The sequence below is a fragment of the Bradyrhizobium sp. P3_C3 genome, assembly GCF_056402655.1.
Map to the genome: position 1 here is coordinate 86,322 of NZ_JBFUGY010000006.1, position 19,686 is coordinate 106,007.

Genomic DNA, 19,686 nt, shown 5'->3' on the forward strand with positions numbered 1-19,686 from the left:
CGACGAAAGCCGCTGCGGCAAGATTGAAGCTTCTCGACCAGCGAGCGCGGGGGGCCATCATCTTGCTTCCATTCCGTAAGGGTTAGAAATCGGTCTCCGGCACCGGCCTGCACGTTGCAAGGAGGAACGCCACGAGGAGCACCGACGTGAACATGGTCGAGCGAAGGAACGTCGTCTCGGTGAAATTGGTCTGAAAGCTGAGGGCGACAAATCCGATGATGAGGGCACAGTGCGCCCGGTGGATCGATCGCGCGGAAATCAAATAGAGAACCTTGTTCGAAAACAGAAGAACACTCGCGGCGAAAAGCACGTAGCCCAGAAACCCTGTTTCCATCAGAATCGCGATATAGCCGCTATGATAGTTGTCGAGCACCCAACCGTGGTTCTGCTCGAAATAATCGTAGATCGACGGGATGGTCCAGAAGCCGTTGATTCCGAAGCCGATCAGCGGCGCATCGTCGAAATGGCTTATCGCGTAGTGCCAGATGAAGGTCCGCTCGGTAAAATTGACGGTCGCATCGCCAATGTGGATGGCGTCGTATCCCGTCGCGTAAAAATAGACGATCAGGAGGCCGGCCAGAATGCACATGACGAACGGCAGGATCGCATAGAGCCTCGTGCAGCCGACCGACCACATCGACGTCACGAGCAGCGCGCAAGCCGCCAGGGCGACAGCACCGGCGCCGCGCGATTCCGACGCGAGGACGCAGGTCGACGCCAGCAGGAACGCGACGAGGAACGCCAACCACCCCTGCCCCGTCATCTTCCGGTAGCAGGAGAAAAACATCAGATACGCGCCGACAAAGCCCAGCGTCTGCTTCGATTCATAGACGCCCTGCCATTGACCATTGTGCATCCAGCTATGGTCTACCCCGATATCGGGCACGGCGAGTGCGCAAAGCGCTGACGCGGCGACCAATATGAAGAGCCCGAAGGATGTTGCCTTCACGACATCGTCGATATCGATCCGCGTGATCATACAGAACGCGCCAAACGTCGTCATTGCAAGAGCGGCGCTCTTCATGATGGCTGCGGCATTCAGGGTGGTCCACAACACCGAGACGACCGCCAGCGTGTAGAATGCAAGGAGCGCGATCAGATCGGGGTTGAATGCCAGTTGCAGACGCGGGCGCACGAATGCGCTTGCGTAGATCAGGACGCTCCACATCAGCAGAGCGACCGCCTGTTGCAGATAAGTCAGTCCCGCCGGCAGTATCGCCGTATTGAATGTCCCCATCGACGCGACGACATTGACGGTGATCGATACGCAGATGACGAGCCTGGCGATCTTCTCGACGCCGGCACTGCGCGTCTTCCAGATCGCGCTCGTGAGTGCCTCGGTGTCTCTCTCGGTCTGCAGGATGGCCATGAGGTGACTTTCCCTTAAGCTTGGTTAATTATCTACTACTGCGGGTTGATCTCCCGGGCCCCCGGCACCACGAAATCTCGACACTTCGGGGGATCGATAACGATACGGCGCCTGCTCGATGCGTTAATGCAAATCGCACCCCGCTGGTGCCTCGGCTGTCACGACCCTGCTATACAAGCGCGGGATCCGGCTCGATCGACTTCTCCGGATTATCTGGTTTCCGTGGTCACGCATGAATAAGCCGAGCAATACATTCGATATCGCCATCGAGCAGGCGTTCGACTTCCTGTCTCCGGAATACGCGGCGCTGTTCGACAGCTCTGCGGCGACCGCATTTCAGCATCCGCTCTGGCTGGACAGCCTCTACGCCAGGCTCGCATCCCATGCAGGCGCGACGCCGCTGGTCGTCGTGGTCCGCCGCCGTACGACGGGGGCGCTGGCGATGGTGCTGCCCCTGCTCCGGATCCGCCGCGGCCCGATCCGCACCATCGAATTCGCCGATCTGCGCGTATCCGACTATCTGGCGCCGGTCTGCAGCCCCGAGGTGTTTGCCAGCCTGCTGGAGGACGAAGCGGCCTGCGCGGAGATCCGGCGCCTCGTCCGCCCGTTCGACCTGCTCCGCATGACCAAGCTGCCCGACGGACGGCTTCCGATCGAGAGCTTACTCGGCGCGCCACGCCGCGTCTCGATGGAGACGAACGCCTACGCGACCGTTCTCGTCGCCCCGTTCGAGCAATGGCGTGCCAGCGCGCTGGATCGCTCCTATCAGAAGGAGCTCGCCAAGAAATATCGCCAGCTCCAGAAGAAGGGAGCATTGAGCTTCTCATGCTGCGACGACAGCGCCTCGATCTCCGAGGCGATGGACGCGATGAAGCAATATCGCGGCCCGCGCTTTCACGCCCAGGGCGACGGCGACCTGCTCCAGCGCCCCGAGTATTACAGCTTCTATTCTGACGTGGCGGCCCGCGGTCTCGGCTCGTTCGTCCGACTCTACGCCATGAAGATGGACGGCGGCGTGATCGCCGCCGTGCTCGGACTGCGCCATCGCGGCAGCTTCCTCGTCATCATGAGCGCCTTCGATATCGACGGGTACAAGAGCCAGTCCCTGGGCTCTCTGATGTTCGAGCAAGTGGCGAGGGATTGCATCGAGCGCGGCGATCAGATGCTCGACTTCACGATTGGCGACGAGCCGTACAAGAAATTGTTCGGCGGCCAGCCTTCGCCGATGTGGATGGTCACGCAGGCCGGCAGCACCGCGGGCGCCATCAGCCTGTTCGCGCTGAAGCAGGCTCCCTGGCTCAAACTGGCGGCCAAGCGGCTGTCGGATTTCAGGCTCCTGCCGGCCCGCACCCCAACGCCCACGCGCTAACTGAAGCGCAAGCGAGGGAGCTCAGGCGCGGAGCGCGCCGCGGACGCGTCCGAGCCAGCCCGGATGCATCTGATCGACACGATGCGTGAGACTGCGCCGCAGGAAGTGCAAGCGGCGCCGCACATCCCATTCGATATCGTTGCGGGATGTCAGGGCCTGACGGAAGCGCGCCATTTTCAGCGACCGCTGGTCTGCCGCGAGCTTGTCCGGATCGGAATAGAACTGCGAGATCTTCTCCGTGCCCATGCGGGCGCTTGCGAGCCAGCGCGGCGCGTACTCCGTGCAAAGGCGATCGACGTCCACCAGGAGGCGGGCGACGCCCGTGCCGGCGGCGGGACAATTGGTCTGGAACGCATCGCCGATGAGAACGATTCCGGGCTGAAGGTGTCCCTCCACCACGGTCAGATCCATCACCCAGTTCTGCACCTTGTCGGTCACGTGGAAGTCGCCGAGGTAAGGCCGCAGGCCCGGCAGCAGCCGCAGGACGGTCGCTTCCGGTTCGCGGCGCAGCTCGCGCATGATCGGATCGGTCGGGTCGCGGAACATGAACAGATTGGCCCGCATGCCTGATGGCACCGGGAACAGGCTGAGATAGTCGATGCCGTCAGCGGTGCGCTCGCCGTAACAGGTCAGCGCCTCGAAATCGAAGGGCGCGCCGTCGCGGCGGGCGGTCGTGAAGCCGAACGACACCGAATGGCGCTCGGCCAGCACACGCCGCTTGATGCCGAGCTTGTAGCCGAGCGCTCCCGCCATGCCTGTGGCGAGCACGACGAGCCGCGCGTCCAGGCGCCGTCCGGACGCAAGCTCGATATGCTGGACATCGTCGCTGGGTCTGATTGCGGTGACTTCGTCGACGATCAGATTGGACGGATCAGGCAGCTGGCCGCGCGCCATGGCAACGAGGCCGGCATAGGAAAACCCGTAAGCTTGGCCGACGCTGACATCGACGACCTTGCCTTCCCGGATATTGAGCACCCGGTCATACCGGCAGGCGACGTTCTCGAGCGCGTGGAGGAAGCCCAGCTTGCGGAACATCTCGAGCTGCTGGCCACCGAGCTTCTCGACCCGGAATTCGTCCGGATGCACCGCGCGCTTGTCGACGAGTGCAACGCGATGCCCCGCCCGCGCAAGCACGGACGCGGCGAGCGATCCCGCAAGGCCGCCACCGACGATCGCAATGTCTGCGACGATCGCCGCGGTCGCAGCTACAGCGCTCGGCTCGGTCACGGGTCTATCCGTCGTCATGGTTTAGGGCTCCACGGTTAACGGTGGTTCCATGTGCAATTCCCTCGCCTGATGTCGTATCGCAGAGCCAAACGCGATCATTTCCGGCGATTGAGGTTAACGGGTCGCCGGACTCATCCGTCCCGGCACGCGCCTTGCTCAGAACGACCTCGAAATGCTGCTGTCTCGTGAGACCAAACGTCCGAATTCGTTCCAGAGAGGCCATTCCAATGCTCGAACAGCCGCAAGCCGGCCGGCTTCGCCCCGCACCTAGCACCGGCACGACATCGCGCCGCTTTTCGGTCGAGCCGGTGCCCGCTCAATCTGGCACATCACGGACGCGGCTGTTCCGCAGTGAAGCAGCGGCGTACGACCTTCGTCGACGACAGACGGCGGGACCTGAAGACCGCGCATTAACACTCGCATTTTTCCGGCATGCTAGGCTCTCGCCGCCCTTGCAACGCCCATCTTCGGGGAACGCTCCGCATCTTCGATGATCGATTCCATTGTTCAATTTCTGCGGCGTGACGTCACGCGCGGTGTCGTCGGGACCATCCTCCTGAAGGTTGGCAGCGGCGCGCTCGCGTTTGCGTTGTTCTCGCTGGCCGCGCGAACGATGACACCCGACGGATTCGGTATCTTTGCGACCTGGCTTTCGGTTGCCCAGATCGCCGCAGTCGTAGGACTGGTCGGTCAGGAAGCATTGCTGGTGCGGTTCCTGAACGAGTATGAGGTCGGCGACAGGCCCGACCTCACCAAGGGCCTCCTGCTCTCCAGCTTCAGGATTTCCGCCGTTGCGATGCTGATCGCGATCGCCGCAGTTGCGTTGGTTGCGCACTTCAGAGGGGATTTGTGGCTGCTGATCCTCGCCGTCTCGGCCTACACCGCCGTGAGTGCCGGATTGATGCTCGGCAGCCAGATCGCGCGCTCGCTGGTCAGCATCATCATGGGCGAAGGCAACCGCGAGTTCTTCTGGCGGGTTTTCGTCGTGCTGTTTCTGCTCGCCATGCTGTTCGGGCATCGGCAGCTCGATCCCGCCGAGCTGATCGCCGCAATGACGATTGCGATGTCGGTAGGCCTCGTCGCGCAGATCATTGCGATCGTACGAGCGCTGCCGGATTTGCGCGCGACAGCAGCGAATTCCGAAGCAACGCGCTGGCGATCGAGCGCGCTGCATTTCTGGCTTGCGTCCATCCTTGAAGTCGCGAACCAGTATTTCGACGTCATTCTGGTCTACTGGATGCTGGATCCGGCGACCGCCGGCATCTACTTCGCGGCGTCACGCCTCGCCAACATCTTCGCCATGCTCTCCGCCGCGCTGTACTCGTTCGGCGCGCGCCGGCTTCCTTCGCTCTACTTCAGCAAAAATCACCAGGAATTCGAGCGGACGCTGCAGCTCATGGCGGAAGTGACCGCGCTTTGCGTGGTCGCGGGCCTTGCGATGATCTGGATCGGCGGCCCCTATCTCCTCAACCTGTTCGGGCCTCATTTCACCGAGCAGCACTCGGTGCTGATCGTGCTGGCGATCGGAACGGCCATCCAGGCCGCGGGCGGTCCGTCGGCGGCGATCCTGCAGTTGACCGGCCATGAACGCATCTACGTCCCCGTCGTCGCCGCAAATGTCGCGTTGAGACTGGTCGGATTCCTCGTCCTGATCCCCTGGCTCGGCGTGCTTGGCGCGGCGATTGCGGCCACGGTGTCGCTGGCGCTCACGACCATCGCGCTCAATATCTTGTGCCGCCGGCGAACCGGGGTCGATCCTTCGGTTCTCGTGCTGTTGCGCTTCTCGGCGTGGCGACGCGGCCGCTATGCCGTTCGCGGCGCCGACTCCGCCGAATAGGCATCAACCCTACGATCGGCCTGGTTGATCTGCGACGGCGCGCGCTCGTCCCGTTGGTTAACGCGCTCGTTGCGCACAATCCGGGAACCAGCAGAATTCCCGCGAGAACGCGGCAATCGGCGGCTCGCGCATTAACTCCGTTTGTTGCTAGTCGGTGTCTGCCCGATGCCTGCATGATAGGTACGGGGTTAAGAAGGTGAAGATTTCGTTTCTTTAGCGGTCGGGATCCGTGCTCCACTACCAGCCGAACAAGGAATTGGGCGAGACGACCGCGACAGAACTGGCGCGGCTGAACGGCAGCGAACGAAAGCTGCACGTCCTTCTCGTACAGACCCAGGCCGAGAACGCGGGCGCGCAGGAGATCTCCAGGCTTCTCGGCGCCGGCCTCTCCGCGCGCGGCCATCGCGTCTCCAACCTGTTTTTCTTCCGCAAATCGGATTCGTTCGACGAGCCGCCCGAGACGTTCTATTGCGCATCGAGCCGGCCGGGCAATCCGGTTGCGCTGCTGCGGATGCTGTGGACGCTTGGCGGTCATATCAGAGCCACGCGGCCCGACGCCGTCCTGACCTTCCAGCATTTCGGCAACGTCATCGGCGCGGGCGTGACGCGCCTCGTCAGCCGCGCCCCTGTCGTCGCCAATCAGGTTTCATCCGCGCTGTCGATGAGCTGGCCGATCCGCACGGCCGACATCGTCATGGGCAGCGTCGGCTTCTTCGACCGCATCACGCTGAACTCAAAGGACATGGAGCGCGAGTATTCGCGCTACCCGCAGGCCTACCGGTCGCGCATGGTGCATGTCCCGCACGGCTTCGAGGACAAGGCCCTCATCCTGCCGAAGGGCGCCGCACGACAGAAATTCAACCTGCCGCCGGACCGCGTCCTGCTCGGCTGCGCGGCGAGGCTGCATCCGCACAAGCGGCTCGATGCAGCGATACGCCTCTTGCCGGATGAACCGTCGTGGCACCTTGCACTCGCCGGCCAGGGCGCCGACGAAGCGCGACTGCGGCAGCTCGCGGACGATTTGAAGGTCTCGGACCGATTGCATCTGCTCGGCGAAATCGCGCCACGCCAGATCGCGGATTTTCTCGCCTGTCTCGACATATTCGTGTTTCCTACGCAGGCTGAGACCTTTGGCCTCGCCGCCGTCGAGGCCGCCAACGCCGGCGTTCCCTCGGTCGTCACGGATCTTCCCGTGCTGCGCGAGGTGCTGTCCTTCGAAGGAAAGCCCACTGCCCTCTTTGTCGATGCTTCGGATCAAGCGAAGCTGTCGGCTGCCGTCTCCAGACTTCTGACCGACCAAGCACTGAGCGACGAACTGCAAAAGAACGCCAAAGGCCTGAGGTTGCGCTATTCGGTCGATGCGATGGTTGAGGAATACGTTCAAATCCTCAACCGGGTCGTCTGAGCCGATGCGTTGGAATAGGTTGGCTCGACATGATCATCGAGTTTCGCTGCGAACGTGACCATGCGCGGCGGTGGATGCACCGCCAGACGCTGTCGATCGACGGCCGGGACGTTCCGGTTCAAATCGCGTTGACTGCAACGGCGGAGCCACGGCCCGCGGGGCTCGACGCCCTGTTCGAGCTGGAGCGCGTGATGCTGCGTAAAGGCAGGCACAGCGGCGCCGACGGGCTGAAGATCGATCCGGAACAGACGCAGGCCCGCACCGGCACGGCCGATGTGATCGTCGATTTCACGAGCGCCGCGCGCGATCCGGACTGTTCGGCCCGGCTGTATCTCCGCCCGTTGTTCAACGGAACTGCAGGTGAAAACGCGGCACTCGCGGCGATTCTCGCCGGCGACCTGCCCGTCATCGAGATCGTCAACGAGGTCGACGGTGCGGTGCTCGATCGCGGCCATCCCTCCGCAGAGATCGCGGCCGGTTTGAGCGGTGGGCTCGAAACGGTCATGGCGCGAACCCTGACCATGGTGGCGGCCATCCTGTCGGGACGGCCGCGTATCGTGCCGCAGCTGGCACGCCAGGCCCGAGCCGGCAACGGCCGGCGGCCTGCGGCCTATGTCGTGCGCGGCCTCGCCGTGTCGATCGCCAAGGAGATCTACCGCCTCTGCTGCTATGCCCCGCATTGGCATGTCGGATGGCGCTTCAATGATGGCGCGGGTGTGTGGCAGACGGGAGATCTCTCCGGGCCTGGCTGGAACGTTCTCGCCGATCCCGGAAACCATTTCTACGCCGATCCCTTCCCGATCACATGGCAGGGACGAACATTCGTCTACTTCGAAGATCTCGATCATCGGGTTGGAAAAGGCATCATTTCGGCGGTCGAGTTCGGCGACGCCGGCCCGGTCGGCGAGGTCGTGCCCGTGCTGGAGGAACCCTGGCACCTGTCCTATCCGTTCCTGATCGAGGACAATGGCGAGTTGTGGATGATCCCGGAGAGCTCGCTCCACGGGGACGTCGCGCTCTACAAATGCATTCGGTTTCCGGACAAATGGGAGCGACACGCCACGCTGCTGTCAGGCCTCGAACTGGCCGATGTGACCATCACGCAGCACAACGGTCTGAACTATTTGTTCGGAGCCTGGCGAGACGGAACCGGCGGCTATTCGGATTCGCTTGCGATCTATTACGCCGAGCACCTGCTCGGCCCCTGGTTGCCCCATGCCAGCAACCCGGTCCTGATCGATCGCGCAAGCGCGCGACCCGCGGGGAATTTCGTCACCATCGATGGCAAATTGTGGCGGCCGGTGCAGGATTGCGCCGACGGATATGGCGCCGCGCTCGGCCTCGCGGAAGTGGTCGAACTGTCTCCGACGACGTTCAAGCAGGTCGTGCGCCACTCCCTCAGACCCGGACCGGCATGGCCCGGCAGAAAGCTGCACACGCTGAACCGCTGCGGCCGGCTCGAGGTGATCGACGGATCGCGTGTTCAACCCAAGACCCGCACCTTCGCGAGCAAATTTCCATCGGTCGTCTTGTCGCCGCGAACCAGTCCCCACACCGCCTGCTAACGCGTGGCACGACGGACGGCGTGGATCACAACGCCGCCCGTCATCTCGTGTTTCGACCGCTCCCGCGGGAGGCGGCGTTCTACTGAGAACGATCCGAGGTCCAGCCCTTGTACTCGGCGACGTTGTCCCTGGTCACGAGCTTCGAGGGCAGGAGCTCGACGGTCGAGGCCGGCTTCTGGCCATTGAGAATGCCGACGCCCACCTGCACCGCGCGCCGCGCCATGAAGAACGGGTCCTGCGAAGCGGACGCCTGGACCTGCGGCGCCGCCGGATCCTTCAGCGCGGCCTCGATGTCGGGCGCGCCATCGACCGCGGTGATGACAATGCCGCTGCGGCCTTGCTGGCGCGCCGCGAGATCGGTGCCGATCGCCTGCGGATCGTTGATGGCGAAGATGGCGTCGATCTTGGAAAAGCGCGTCAGATAGCCCTGCGCGATGGTGAGACCGCCTTCACGCGAGCCTTTGCCGTCCTGGTCGCTGGACAACACCTTGATCCCGGGATTCTTCGAGAGAACGTTCTTGCAGCCGACGACGCGGTCGATCACGGCCGAGACCTGAGGCCCGTTCTCGATGATGACGTCGCCCTTGCCCCCCAGCTTGTCGACGATGTACTGGCATGAGATCTCGCCGGCCTGCACGTTGTTCGTGGTTATGGTGGCGTCGGCGCCTTCGGCCGCGGTGTCGACCGCGACGACCACGATGCCCGCCGCCTGCGCCTTCTTGATCGCCGGCCCGATCGCCTTGGGATCGCCGGGATTCAACAGGATCAGGTCGACGCCGGCGGCAATGAAATTGTCGATCTGGGTGACCTGCTTGCCGAGGTCGTATTCGAAGCCGACCGTCGTGATCTTCACATTGGGATTGGTCTTCCTGGCCTCGAACTCGGCGCCCTTCGACAGCGCGACGAAGAACGGATTGCCCATCGACCCCAGCGAGACGCCGATCGACTTGAGTTCCTTGGCGAAGGATGGCGCGGTGCTTAGGGCAAGCGCCATCGCGGCGCCGGCGAGCGTGATCGTCTTCAACATTGGCTTCCTCCCTGGTCTGTATTCTTATCCGGCACGGCAGACCAGTTGCCGCAGCGGAACCTCGCATCACACCATGCGCACTCAGGTGCGCGCCGAACCCTTTCAGGTTCTGGCGGAGCCCTGCAGGCGGTAGCGGTCCAGCGCCACGGCGCCGATGATCACCAGGCCCTTGATCACATATTGCCAGATGTCCGAGACGCCGACGAGGATCAGGCCGTTCGACAGAACGGCGATGATCAGCGCGCCGACCAGCGTGCCCCAGATCGAGCCGATGCCGCCGACGAACGAGGTGCCGCCCAGGATCACCGCGGTGATCGCATCGAGCTCGTAGGACTGACCGAGCTGGAGACCGTTGGCCGCATAGAGCCGCGCCGCCTGCATGGCGCCGCCGAGCCCGGCGAAGAGTCCCGAGATGCCGTAGACGAAGATCAGCACGGCCCAGACCTTGATGCCGGCAAGCCGCGCCGCGCTTTCATTGCCGCCCACCGCATAGATGTGCACGCCGAGCACCGTCCGGCGCAGCACCAGCCACGAGACGAGGATGACGAGCAAGGCGATCACCGAGAGCCACGGGATCGACGCGACGCCGGGAACGAGCGTCAGCGAGCCATTGCCGATGAAGGCGTAGGGAATGGAAGGATTGAAGACGGTGGTGTCGGCCCCGAGCAGTCGCGCCAGGCCGCGTACGGCGGTGAGAGAGCCGAGCGTGACGATGAAAGGCGGCAGGCGGAGGAGTGCAATCAGCGCGCCGTTGATGACGCCGAAGCCGAGGCCGGTGAGCAGCGCGGCCGGCAGCCACAGCATCCCGAGCTCCGGCAGCTTGGAGAGCGTCAACCCGGCCATCGCGGACGCCGCCAGGATCGAGCCGACCGAGAGGTCGATGCCGCCGGTGAGGATGACGAAGGTCATGCCTGCGGCGAGCACGGTGTTCACTGCGGCCTGCTGCAACACGATGCCGAGGTTTTGTCCGGTGAAGAAGCGGCCCTCCGACAGAAAATGGAAGCCGCCGCACAAGATCAACAACACCGGCAGCATGCCGGCGGCGCGGATCAGAAGCCTTACGCGCTGACGCTTCGTCTCCTGCGCGGCCGCGAGGCCCGCGGCGGCGGCGGTGTCCGTCTTTGGAGAGCCGTCATGCATCGAGTTGCTCCATCCCCGTGGCGAGCGCCATGATGTCTTCCTGGTTCAGAGGCGACGTCGCGCCACGCTCGATTTCACCGGCGATATGCCCCGCCCGCATGACGACGACGCGGTCGCAGATGCCGATGATCTCGGGCAGATCGGACGAGATGACGAGGATCGCGGTGCCGGATTTGGCGAGATTGTCGATGATCGAATAGATCTCGGACTTGGCGCCGACATCCACGCCGCGGGTCGGCTCATCGAGGATCAGGACCTTTGGCGTGGTCGCAAGCAGGCGCGACAGCAGCACCTTCTGCTGGTTGCCGCCGGACAATGCGCCGACGGTGACGTTGATGTCGGCGGCACGAATGCCGAGCGCCGCGAACGCCCTGTTGGCGCGGTCGCGGGCCTTGTCGCGATCGAGGATGTAACCGATCCGGGCATCCCGGCCGAGCACCGCGAGGTTGATGTTGTCCAGGCACGACATGTCCAGGAACAGGCCGAGCGCCTTGCGGTCCTCGGTCAGATAGGCGACGCCGATGTCGAGCGCCTCACCCGGCGTGCGGATGTCGACCGGGCGTCCTTCCAGCTCGACACGGCCGGAGGTCCTGGGCGCCGCGCCAATGATGAGATGCGCAAGCTCGGTGCGACCCGCGCCGATCAGGCCGGCGAGGCCGACCACCTCGCCCGCATGCACGGTCAGCGAGCAGCCCTTGACGCGCCGGCCATCGGCCATGTCGATCGCTGCGAGCACGGGATGCCCCCGCCCCGCCTCCGGATCATGATCCTTCTTGTAGAACGAGGAGACGTCACGCCCGACCATCAGCCGAACGATGGTGTCGGCGCGGATGTCCTGCCTGTCGAGCGCCCCGACCAGCCGGCCGTCGCGCAGCACGGTGACGCGGTCGCCGAGCGCGTAGACCTCGTCCATGCGATGCGAGATGTAGATGATGGCAAGCCCCTCGGCGCGAAGCTGGCGGATCAGCGCGAACAGCCGCGCGCTCTCGCCGGCCGACAACGCGGTGGTCGGCTCATCCATGATCAGGATTTTTGATCTGACGTGCAGCGCACGCGCGATCTCGACCAGTTGCCGCTGGCCCATGGAAAGGTGCGCCACCAGCGTCGACGGCAGGAAGTCAGCGCCCAGCCGTTTCAGGATGGGGCCGACGCCCTCGCGCATGGCGCCGCGTGCCAGCAAGCCTGCTCGCGACAGCTCCCGGCCGAGATAGATATTCTCGGCGACACTGAGATTGGGAGCCAACGACAGCTCCTGGTAGATGATGGAGATGCCCGCCGCGCGGCCGCCGAGCGGACCTTCGATCCGTACCGGGCTTCCTTCGATCCGGATCTCGCCGCCGGGATCGGGCCTGTAGGCGCCGGACAAGATCTTCATCAAGGTCGACTTTCCGGCGCCGTTCTCACCCATCAGGGCATGAATTTCGCCGGCATAGACGGTGAGATCGACGGAACGCAGCGCCTTGATGCCAAAGAAGGATTTTGAGACCCCACGCATCTCGAGGATCGGATCGTTCATCGTGCCTCCCGACGCACAATGCGTTTCCTACCCGCGTCTCAATGATTTTGTCAGCGCGGTTCACGCATTAAACAAAAGGCCGCGGCACAGAGCAATACCGAACACACGGGAATGCAACGTCGAGGCAATGCTAGTGGCGCGGCCGATACAGTTCGCGCCAGGCGGGAAGCCGCTCGGCATAGGCATCGACCAGTCTTGCGTCGGGTTCGAACGTCTCGATGCGCTGCGGCCGCGTGCATACGGCGGCGATCGCCTCACCGGTGACAGCAAGCCGCCCCAATCTCGCCGCACCGAACGCCGCGCCGGTCTCGCCTCCGGCAAAACGATGGACCGGAACATTCAGCACGTTTGCCAGCACCGAGAGCCAGAACCCGGACCGTGAACCACCGCCAATGGCGTCGGCTTCCGTCATCGCAATGCCGGCATCCGCGAGCGCGTCGCGGCAATCGGCAAGCGCGAAGGCAACGCCCTCGAGCACCGCCTGCACGATCGAGCCGCGATCGGTGCCATGGCTCAAACCATCCAGCATGCCTCGCACGGCGGGATCGTCGTGCGGTGTCCGCTCACCCGCCAGATAAGGCAGGAAGCTCACAGGCGACGGCGCCTGCGGGCGCAATCCAAGCAGCGCCAGCAACTCGGCCTCGGTGGCGCCGAACAGGCGCGCGATCCAGGCCAGGCAGGAGGCGGCCGAGAGGATCGCGCCGGCCTGAATCCACATGCCGGGAATGGCATGGCAGAACGTGTGCACCGCGCGGTCCGGGTTGGCGGCGATATCGGTGCCAACAAGGCACCCGAGGTTCCCAGCGACACGAACGCGGTTCCCGGCCGGATCGCGCCGATGCCGACGGCGCCTGCCGGATTGTCGCCGGCACCGCCCGCGATCACCGGCTGTCCGGTCATGCCCCAGCGCCGCGCCAGCTCGCCGCGCAGCGTGGTCGCGGGCGCGCATCCCTCGACCAGACGCGGCATGTGATCGCGCGACAGGCCGGTCGCTGCCAGTGCTGCGTCCGACCAGTCCCGGCGCGCGGCGTCGAGCCACAGTGATCCCGATGCATCCGAGACGTCCTCGATGGCCTCGCCGCTCAGCACCAGGCGCAGATAGGCCTTTGGCAGCAGCACGAGTTTCGTCGTCGCAAAGATTTCGGGCTCATGCGTCGCGATCCAGAGCAGCTTCGGCGCGGTGAATCCCGGCATCGCCTTGTTGCCCGACGTCACCCGCAAGTCGGGCCAGCGTCGTTCCAGGATACGACACTCGGCGGCGGAGCGCCCGTCGTTCCAGAGGATGCAGGGCCGCAACGGTCTCGAGCTCGCATCGAGCAGCGTGGCGCCATGCATCTGGCCGGACAGTCCAATGCCTTCGACTGCCGCCAACGCGCCGGCATGCGTCGCCTTCAAGGCATCCAGCGTGGCGAAGGTTGCATCGATCCACTGCGCGGGGTCCTGCTCGAAATAGCCGGATAGCGGCGAGGCGGTCGTCAACGGCCGGCTCTCGCTTGCAATCACGCGCTGGGCGCCGTCGACGAGAACGGTCTTGACCGCCGAGGTGCCGAGATCGATGCCGAGATACATGGCTGCTACCCGCTCACTTCGTCGCGTCCATCCAGATTCCCGGCTCCGAATGCTCGCGGATGTGGGTGACGAGAAAGTCGGAAAAGGCCCTGATCTTGGCGGGCAGCCCGGCGCGGTTCTGGTATGCGATGTTCATGGTGAGCAGCGGCAGCTCCCAATCCACCAGCACCGGGACGAGACGGCCCGCCGCGATGTCGCTTTGAACGATGTAGAGCGGCTGGATGAGGATACCGAGCCCCGCCAGCGCCGCGCCGCGAATGACCTGGCCGTCATTGCTGTCGAGCGTCGGCGTGATACGGACGGTCTGCGCGCCATGGCTTTTGCGCAGGCGCAGCGAATAGGGATCGTTCGCGAGATTGTAGACCAGCATGTTGTGACGCGCGAGATCGGCGGGCTGCTCCGGCTCGCCGGCGCTTGCGAGATAGGAGGGCGCKGCGGCGAGCACGCGCCGCATCTGGCCGATGCGGCGGACGATGATGTTCGAATCCGGCTCCTGCTCGCGCGTCCGGATCGCGACGTCGATGCCGGCCTCGATGAAATCGGGATAGCGGTTGGCGGTCGTGATCTGCATGTTGAGCTTCGGATAGCGCGCACGGAAGGAAGGCAGCATCGGCGCCAGATAGATCACCGCAAAGGACAGCGAACTCGTGACCCGCAGCGTACCCTGCGGCGACAGCGCGCGATCGCTGACGATGTCCTCGGCCTCCGCCAGTTCGCTCAGCACCCGGCTGGAGCGCTCCAGCAGCTCCTGCCCCGCCTCCGTCAGCCACAGCCTGCGTGTGTTGCGCTCGATCAGCCTGACCGCAAGGCGCTCCTCGAGCGCGCTGAGATGGCGGCTCGCCGCCGCATTCGACATGCGCAAGGCCTCGGCGGCTTTTGACAGGCTGCCGAGCTCGGCCGTCTTGGAGAACACCTCCAATTGCAGCAGACGATCCATTTTTCCACTTTTAGAAAAAGAGACTTACAAATATTGACCTTTATTTCCACATCCCGCAAGTCAAAATGGCCAGAACACAAGCAAGATAGCAGGCGAGGAAACAGGGAAATGTCGGGCCCGATCAGGCACATCGTGATGTGGCGGCTGCGCGGGGAGACGCCCGCGGAGCGCTCCGCGGCCCGTTCCAAGGTCAAGACCCTGTTCGAGGGACTGCGGGGCCGGATTGAGGGCCTCATCCATATCGAGGTCGGCGTCGACGTGAGCGATGTCGATTACGCCTGCGACGTCGTTCTCTTCTCCGAGTTTGCCGACCAGGCCGCACTCGCCGCCTATGCCACCCACCCCGAACATTTGCGCGTCCGCGAGGCGCTGGGCGACTTGCGGATCGGACGCTTCCAGGTCGATTATCCCATCAAAGAGACCGGCGCATGATCGGTTCGTTCACCTTTGAAAACCTGCCCTGCCGCGTCGTGTTCGGCAGCGGAACGCTGGCCTCGGCCAAAGCCGAGGTCGAGCGGCTCGGCGGCAAGCGCGCGCTGGTGCTGACGACGCCGCAGCAGGAGGCGCAAGGCAAGAGCCTGGGGGCCGCACTCGGCCCGCTCTACGCCGGCATCTTTCCCGGCGCGACCATGCACACCCCGGTCGAGGTCACGGAGCGCGCGCTCGCGGCGATGAAGGCATGCGAGGCCGATTGCGTCGTCTCGCTCGGCGGCGGCTCGACCACCGGCCTTGGCAAGGCGCTGGCCTTGCGCACCGGCGTCAACCAGCTCTGCATTCCCACCACCTATGCCGGCTCAGAGATGACGCCGATCGTCGGCCAGACCGAGAACGGCTTGAAGACCACGGTGCGCGACGCAGCCGTGCTGCCCGAGACCGTGATCTACGATGTCGACCTCACCCTGACGCTGCCGGCGAGCCTGGCTGCAACATCCGGCATCAACGCGATCGCACATGCCGTGGAGGCGCTCTATGCGCGCGACACCAATCCCGTGACATCGCTGATGGCGGAGGAAGGCATCCGCGCGATCGCTCGCGCCCTCCCCGCCATTGCGGCCAAAAGCGATGACCGCGAGGCGCGCACCGAAGCACTCTACGGCGCCTGGCTGTGCGGCGTCTGCCTCGGCACCGTCGGCATGGCGCTGCATCACAAGCTCTGCCACACGCTCGGCGGCACCTTCGATCTGCCGCACGCCGAAACCCACACCATCGTGCTGCCGCATGCGCTGGCCTACAACGCACCGGCGGTGCCCGATGCCATGGCGCGGATCTCGCGCGCGATCGGCGGGGCCGATGCGTCCCAAGGGCTCTACGAGCTCGCGAAGCGGCTGGGTGCGAAGCTGGCCTTGCGCGACATCGGCATGCCCGAAAGCGGCATCGACAAGGCCGCCGATCTCGCCGTCACCAACGCCTACTGGAATCCGCGCCCGCTTGAGCGCAATGCGATCCGCGAGTTGATCGCCCGCGCCTGGGCCGGCGAGCCGCCTGTTACCATCAAAGCGGCGGCCTGAAGCGATGCGGCGCACGCTGATCAAATCCGCGGTCATCATCAGCATGGATGACGCGATTGGCGACCTCAGCACCGGCGATGTGCTGGTCGAGGGCAGCCGTATCGTCGACGTGCGCCCATCGATCGACCTCGGCAGCGGCGCTTCCGAAACCGAGATCGTGGACGGCAACGGCCGGATCGTCATCCCCGGCCTGATCAACGCGCATATGCACACCTGGCAAACCGCGTTGCGCGGTTATGCCGCCAATTGGACGCTGCTGGAATATTTCCGTCGCATGCATGCCGGGCTCGCGATCGTGTTCCGGCCCGACGACATCTACATTGCGACCCTCGTCGGTGCGCTGAACCAGATCAATTGCGGCACCACCACGCTGGTCGATTGGTGCCACAACAATCCAACGCCCGACCATACCGACGCTGCCGTGCGTGGCCTGCTCGAGAGTGGCATCCGCGCCGCCTTCTTCCACGGCTCGCCCAAGCCGGAGCCGAAGCCCGGCGAGCCGCATTTCTCCGAGATTCCGCATCCGCGCCGCGAAGTCGAGCGGCTGCTGGCAGGTCCCCTCGCCGATCGCGACGGCCTCGTCACGCTCGGGCTTGCCATTCTCGGCCCGCATTATTCGACGCTCGACGTCGCGATGCATGATTTCCGCCTGGCGCGCGAGCTCAACCTGATCGCATCGATGCATCAGGGCGGCGGTCCGGCCAAGACGCCCGGCGGCTGGGAGAAGCTGATCGAGGCCGGTCTCGTCGGCGCCGGCATCAACATCGTCCATGGCAACGACCTGCCCGACGATCTCCTCGACAAGATGGTCGATCTCGGCGTCTCCTTCTCGGTGACGCCCGAGAACGAGATGATCCAGGGCCACGGTTTTCCGATCACTGGACGGCTGCTCAAGCGCGGCGTGCGCCCGACCATCGGGATCGACCTGGAATCCGTGCTGGCCGGCGATCTCTTCTCCGTCGCCCGCGTCGCGCTGTCGATGCAGCGGGCGCTCGACAATGCGGAGTCGCGTCAAGTGAGCGGCACCATTCCGGCGACCACCACGATCCCCGTCCGCGAAGCGCTGCGCTGGATCACGACCGAAGGCGCCCGCATGCTCGGCCGCGAGGGCCAGATCGGCTCGCTGACACCGGGCAAGCTTGCCGACCTCGTCATCATCAACGCGACCGATCTTAACCTCCACCCGGTACACGATCCCGTCGCGACCGTCGTGATGCAGACGAGCCTCGCCAATATCGAGGCGGTCATGATCGGCGGCGTCTGGAAGAAGCGGAACGGCCAGCTGTTGGTCGAGGGATTGGAAGCAAAGAAAGAGCTGCTGGCGCAATCCGGCCGGCGGCTGGTGCAGGACATCGAACGACAGGGACGCGCCGCCTGAAGGCGCCAATGGATGAGATCAATGACTGACGCTTCAAGGAATGTCGCTTTCATCGGGATCGGCAAGATGGGCCTGCCGATGTCGGCGCTCGTCGCCAAAGCCGGCTATGCCGTGACCGCGTTCGATCAGAGCGCAGCCCGGATCAACGAGGCGAGTGCGCAAGGCATTTCGATTGCCGCTTCGCCGGCCGAGGCCGTGAACGGCAAGGCCGCGATCATCACATCCCTGCCGGATGACGCTGCCTTGCGCGGCGCGCTGCTCGGCCCCGCTGGTCTGATCGCCGCGATGGCTGCTGGATCTGTTCTGATCGAAACCAGCACCGTGAGCGTCGAGGCCTCCACCGAAGTTGCGGCCGCTGCACAGGCGCGCGGCATTGCCTATCTGCGTTCGCCGGTCTCCGGCAATGCCAGCATCGTTCATACGGGTGCCCTGACCTGCTTCGTCTCCGGGCCGAAGGATGCCTTCGAAAACGCCAAGACGCTGTTCGCCGCCTTCACCCGCGCCCAGACCTATCTCGGGCCGGCCGAGGAAGCCCGCTACGCAAAGCTTTCCGTCAATCTGATGATCGCTGTGTCGGCGGCGATGATGGCCGAGAGCCTGGCGCTGGCGCGCAAGGGCGGCATCGCCTGGCAGGACATTTTGAAGGTGCTCGACGATAGCGCGGTCGCCTCGCCGATGGTGAAGTACAAGACCGCGCCGCTGCGGACGCGCGATTTCGAGTCCACCTTCTCGTGCAAGCAGATGGCCAAGGATCTCGATCTCATCTTGGGTGCCGGCCACGCCGTCGGCGTGCCGCTGCAGCTCGCAGCGCAGGTGCGTGAGACCTATGGCTCGCTGGTTGCGCAGGGCGACGGCGACACCGACTTCATCGCGACCGTCAAGCACCTGGAACGTCTGTCCGGGCTTGGCGAACCGAAACTCTGATCGCGGAGACACCGATGCGTAACTTCAACGAGACCACGATCACGGACGCGGTGCTGGAGCGGATCAAGGACGCGACCGATCCGCGCATCAAGGAAGTCAGCGAAGCGCTGGTGCGCCACCTTCATGCCTTCGTCCGCGAGGTCCGGCCGACCCAGACGGAATGGGAATACGGCATCGATTTCCTGACCCGCACCGGGCACATGTGCGACGACAAGCGCCAGGAGTTCATCCTGCTGTCCGACACGCTCGGCGTCTCCATGCTGGTCGACGCGATCAACCATCCCGTGCCGGAAGGCGCGACCGAGACGACGGTGCTCGGCCCGTTCTTCGTCCAGGCTGCGCCGGAGAAGGACAACGGCGCCGATATCTCCGGCCCGATGGAAGGCGATCCGATGCTGGTCACAGGCTCGGTCTCGACCGTCGACGGACAACCGTTTGCGGGCGCCATCGTCGACGTCTGGCATTCCGACGACGACGGCTATTACGACGTGCAGCAGCTCGACGACATCGGCAATCTCGCGATGCGCGCGCGCTTTCATACCGACGCCAATGGCCGTTTCCATTTCTGGTCGATCAAGCCGGCGGCGTATCCGATCCCGCATGACGGCCCTGTCGGCGAGATGCTGGAGGTGCAGGGCCGCCATCCCTGGCGCCCCGCGCATGTCCATTTCATGATCTCGGCGCCCGGCTTCGAGCAGCTGGTGACCCATGTGTTCGTCGCCGGCGACAAATATCTCGACTCTGACGTGGTGTTCGGCGTCAAGGACAGCCTGATCCGCGAATTCACTGGTCATCCTGCCGGCCGTGCGCCGGATGGTCGCATGGTGGAGCGCGACTATTTCCACCTCAATTACGATTTCGGCCTGAAGCGGGTCGCGAGCAACGCGAGAGCCGCCTAAGCTTGAGCGACGGCGG

At 64.5% G+C, this 19,686-nt stretch carries 15 protein-coding genes and 1 pseudogene; 9 read left to right on the forward strand and 7 right to left on the reverse strand.

The genetic code is table 11. The features are described from left to right. Window positions 1-82: 82 nt before the first annotated feature. Window positions 83-1,369: an O-antigen ligase family protein gene (locus tag AC1DW2_RS09250; protein ID WP_477005814.1), complete on the reverse strand. Its 1,287-nt coding sequence runs from the start codon at window positions 1,367-1,369 to the stop codon at window positions 83-85. 232 nt (window positions 1,370-1,601) lie between these two features. Between AC1DW2_RS09250 and AC1DW2_RS09255 the strand changes: the two genes are divergently transcribed. Beyond that, window positions 1,602-2,738, forward strand: a complete 1,137-nt coding sequence (locus tag AC1DW2_RS09255) for a GNAT family N-acetyltransferase (RefSeq protein WP_354117118.1) — start codon at window positions 1,602-1,604, stop codon at window positions 2,736-2,738. Window positions 2,739-2,759: 21 nt separating this feature from the next. On the opposite strand, the gene AC1DW2_RS09260 is transcribed toward AC1DW2_RS09255, so the two are convergent. Next, window positions 2,760-3,983: an FAD-dependent oxidoreductase gene (locus AC1DW2_RS09260; RefSeq protein WP_477005815.1), complete on the reverse strand. Its 1,224-nt coding sequence runs from the start codon at window positions 3,981-3,983 to the stop codon at window positions 2,760-2,762. Window positions 3,984-4,455: 472 nt separating this feature from the next. Between AC1DW2_RS09260 and AC1DW2_RS09265 the strand changes: the two genes are divergently transcribed. The 3 genes from AC1DW2_RS09265 to AC1DW2_RS09275 all read left to right on the forward strand — a co-directional run bounded on the left by AC1DW2_RS09265 (window position 4,456) and on the right by AC1DW2_RS09275 (window position 8,772). Further along, window positions 4,456-5,802, forward strand: coding sequence for a lipopolysaccharide biosynthesis protein (locus AC1DW2_RS09265; protein WP_071915411.1), 1,347 nt, complete (start codon window positions 4,456-4,458; stop codon window positions 5,800-5,802). A gap of 229 nt (window positions 5,803-6,031) precedes the next feature. Beyond that, the gene (locus tag AC1DW2_RS09270; RefSeq protein ID WP_085403171.1) at window positions 6,032-7,207 is read left to right on the forward strand and encodes a glycosyltransferase family 4 protein; all 1,176 of its coding nucleotides are present in this window, start codon (window positions 6,032-6,034) and stop codon (window positions 7,205-7,207) included. A gap of 29 nt (window positions 7,208-7,236) precedes the next feature. Then, window positions 7,237-8,772: a glucosamine inositolphosphorylceramide transferase family protein gene (locus AC1DW2_RS09275; RefSeq protein WP_477005816.1), complete on the forward strand. Its 1,536-nt coding sequence runs from the start codon at window positions 7,237-7,239 to the stop codon at window positions 8,770-8,772. Window positions 8,773-8,851: 79 nt separating this feature from the next. On the opposite strand, the gene AC1DW2_RS09280 is transcribed toward AC1DW2_RS09275, so the two are convergent. The 5 genes and pseudogenes from AC1DW2_RS09280 to AC1DW2_RS09300 form a co-directional block, all read right to left on the reverse strand. Next, window positions 8,852-9,799, reverse strand: coding sequence for an ABC transporter substrate-binding protein (locus AC1DW2_RS09280; RefSeq protein ID WP_135215839.1), 948 nt, complete (start codon window positions 9,797-9,799; stop codon window positions 8,852-8,854). Window positions 9,800-9,901: 102 nt separating this feature from the next. Further along, window positions 9,902-10,939: an ABC transporter permease subunit gene (locus AC1DW2_RS09285; protein ID WP_166097707.1), complete on the reverse strand. Its 1,038-nt coding sequence runs from the start codon at window positions 10,937-10,939 to the stop codon at window positions 9,902-9,904. Beyond that, window positions 10,932-12,455 (reverse strand): sugar ABC transporter ATP-binding protein, encoded by a 1,524-nt coding sequence (locus AC1DW2_RS09290; RefSeq protein WP_166097712.1) that lies wholly within the window; start codon window positions 12,453-12,455, stop codon window positions 10,932-10,934. Before AC1DW2_RS09290 ends, AC1DW2_RS09285 begins: the two co-directional genes overlap by 8 nt. Window positions 12,456-12,585: 130 nt before the next feature. After that, window positions 12,586-14,024 (reverse strand): annotated as a pseudogene (xylB, locus tag AC1DW2_RS09295) (xylulokinase). Window positions 14,025-14,037: 13 nt separating this feature from the next. Beyond that, window positions 14,038-14,961: a LysR family transcriptional regulator gene (locus tag AC1DW2_RS09300; RefSeq protein WP_071915418.1), complete on the reverse strand. Its 924-nt coding sequence runs from the start codon at window positions 14,959-14,961 to the stop codon at window positions 14,038-14,040. Between the two features lie 108 nt (window positions 14,962-15,069). Here AC1DW2_RS09300 and AC1DW2_RS09305 point away from each other — a divergent pair, with 108 nt between their 5' ends. The 5 genes from AC1DW2_RS09305 to AC1DW2_RS09325 are packed head-to-tail and all read left to right on the forward strand — an operon-like array spanning window position 15,070 to window position 19,670. Beyond that, entirely contained in the window at window positions 15,070-15,393 is a 324-nt protein-coding gene (locus AC1DW2_RS09305; RefSeq protein WP_477005817.1) for a Dabb family protein, read from the forward strand. Then, window positions 15,390-16,469, forward strand: coding sequence for a maleylacetate reductase (locus AC1DW2_RS09310; protein WP_166351720.1), 1,080 nt, complete (start codon window positions 15,390-15,392; stop codon window positions 16,467-16,469). The genes AC1DW2_RS09305 and AC1DW2_RS09310 overlap by 4 nt, the downstream gene beginning before the upstream one ends. A 4-nt stretch (window positions 16,470-16,473) precedes the next feature. Then, complete coding sequence (locus AC1DW2_RS09315) at window positions 16,474-17,847, forward strand: amidohydrolase family protein (RefSeq protein ID WP_477005818.1); 1,374 nt, start codon at window positions 16,474-16,476, stop codon at window positions 17,845-17,847. Between the two features lie 21 nt (window positions 17,848-17,868). Continuing rightward, on the forward strand, window positions 17,869-18,771 hold the full coding sequence (locus AC1DW2_RS09320) for an NAD(P)-dependent oxidoreductase (RefSeq protein WP_477005819.1): 903 nt from the start codon (window positions 17,869-17,871) through the stop codon (window positions 18,769-18,771). A 14-nt stretch (window positions 18,772-18,785) separates the two neighbouring features. After that, window positions 18,786-19,670 (forward strand): intradiol ring-cleavage dioxygenase, encoded by an 885-nt coding sequence (locus AC1DW2_RS09325; protein WP_477005820.1) that lies wholly within the window; start codon window positions 18,786-18,788, stop codon window positions 19,668-19,670. Window positions 19,671-19,686 lie beyond the last annotated feature (16 nt).